Source organism: Photorhabdus sp. RM322S, from assembly GCF_042879395.1.
Taxonomy (GTDB): domain Bacteria; phylum Pseudomonadota; class Gammaproteobacteria; order Enterobacterales; family Enterobacteriaceae; genus Photorhabdus; species Photorhabdus khanii.
In genome coordinates this window covers 1-1,981 of the sequence record NZ_JBHFKW010000112.1, presented here as the reverse complement: position 1 = coordinate 1,981, position 1,981 = coordinate 1, and the positions used below count along the sequence as shown (strand labels likewise).

Annotated in this window: 2 protein-coding genes; both read left to right on the top strand. The window is 41.5% G+C overall.

Annotation, left to right across the window (positions count from 1 at the left end; all coding sequences use genetic code 11):
- A partial coding sequence (locus ACGF63_RS22755; RefSeq protein ID WP_387633354.1) for a hypothetical protein occupies positions 1-882 on the top strand: 882 nt, incomplete at its 5' end.
- Complete coding sequence (locus ACGF63_RS22750; RefSeq protein ID WP_387633353.1) at positions 879-1,847, top strand: hypothetical protein; 969 nt, start codon at positions 879-881, stop codon at positions 1,845-1,847. The genes ACGF63_RS22755 and ACGF63_RS22750, both read left to right, overlap by 4 nt.
- Positions 1,848-1,981 lie beyond the last annotated feature (134 nt).

Sequence of the window (1,981 nt, the reverse complement as noted above, 5' to 3'; positions counted from 1 at the left end):
ATCAATACGGCTATGGTCAGTCAGTTCTCCCGGGTTGCCGGTAGCGTGGCAGGTTATTTAGGGGCGCTGGTCTCCTTCTATGATGCCAGTAACGCTTTCAAAGTGGGTAATAGTGTAGAAGGTTACAGTCAGGTAGCAATAGGAACAGGTTCTATTATTTTGACCACAGCGGTCTGGATCGGGGCTGCCGCAGGCACCTTCCTGACTGGGGGCGTACTCACTGCGATAATCGTAGGGGCCAGTTTGCTTATCGGAGGCAGTATTGTACAGGCTAGCAGTGCCTGGTCAGATTTGGAGAAAACGCTGAATAACTGTTTTTGGGGGTCAGGGAAAAAATATGATTTTTGGGGAGAAAAAGGAAGACCTGAAATATCAGAACAACTTAAAACAGCAAGAAGAATGAACAATGATACCCAAAATCATTTTATTATCGAAAACCAGGAGTTTTTAAATCTGTTTATTCAGCCACAATTGAAAATACATAGGGAATACAGAAAAACGACCTACCACTTTACCTTACCTGCCTTCCAAATGGGAGTTTCGGAAATATATGGGCTTTTCGTTAAAGAAAATGAAATATACTATCTCGGTGCACAAATTATCACTATTACCATTAATCGTCGCCAGTATACACGGGACACTTTTCGCGATGCCACATTCAAGGCCGCACGAGAACAGGCGAAGCTAACTCTGAATGGCAACACAGCCACATTGGAAATAGTCACGACAGAAGGACGCGAAGTAAACCCTTATCGCAGCAAGCTATATTGGTATTACCAGCAGTCAGACAATGTTATCGCTCCTTTGCGCTATTTATGGGGAGAAAAACCTACAGAGGAAAATACTATTAAGGGTAGTTTTGATGGAGAACGCACACTATGAAGCAACGCCTAAAAAACTTACTCAAAAAATGGTTTCCTACTATTCATCCACTGCCAGCCAAACGGCTGGCGCGCTGGGAAAAAGAACTTCTGGCGGCACCACCAGATATTAAAGATGAAGAAACCATTAAACACGTGGAAATACTGGACTACCTTGATAATAAGGAATGTCATATTCGTAATACCCAACGCCGTGCCCGGAGTATTACCTTGATCCCGGTTACACTGGGGATTATTAGTAGTCTTATTCTAAATATTAACGGATTTATCGAAGACCGTAAAAATGATGAAAGAGGTATTCATCAATGGGTCAATTTAGTAAAAGAGGAATATGGTGATAAATTTTATCTACGTAATGACCTACCTGATTATATGGAAAATGCCCGTTATATTGGTAACGATAAAGAAATTTCCCTAAGAAAATATTTATATTACCGCTATAACTATTATCTATACAGTGATTATTTTTTTAAAGTCGACATAGGTTTCCTGCTGCTCTATCTGCTGATTATTCCACCCTTCGTATGGGCCGTATTTTTTTCACGCCGTCAGGCACCATTAATTATTGATCGTGAACGACAGATTTTTTACACCTGGTATAAAGGTAAAGCTTATGCTGCCCGTTATCCACAAGTCGGCATGGCAGAAAAAACTAATATTCTGTTCCTCAAAGTCTACGGCTTGGACGAAAACAATCAGCTTATTGGGCGTGGTTTTATCCCTAACGTCAGTAGTTATTCCTTTGCCTTCTTAAGCAGTGGCAATGATAAAGCGCTGGCAGTCGCCTTTATGGTGAAATTCTTATTAAACGGCAAAGAAGCAGTCAGTAAGGTGGATTATAAACGCCGTGGACCCCTTATCTGGTGGAGTAAGGATAAAAGACCCGCTGATTTAGACACACAAATTCCGTTGATTTTGGCAGAATTGGATCGCTTAGGTCCTCCTGATGAAGATCTTTCCGAATGAAAGTTGCATTACAAACCCATCTGACGGAAAGCTCCCAATCTGAATTACAGTTGATACGGTATATTTCACAGATAAGTGATAAGCAACTCGTAATAGTTGTACAACAGGAAAAGAGCGAGCAGCCTTTCGACGCG

Bases quoted from the DNA above. Each gene is read 5' to 3' on its own strand.
- ACGF63_RS22750 (WP_387633353.1), top strand. From the start codon at position 879: ATGAAGCAACGCCTAAAAAACTTACTCAAAAAATGGTTTCCTACTATT.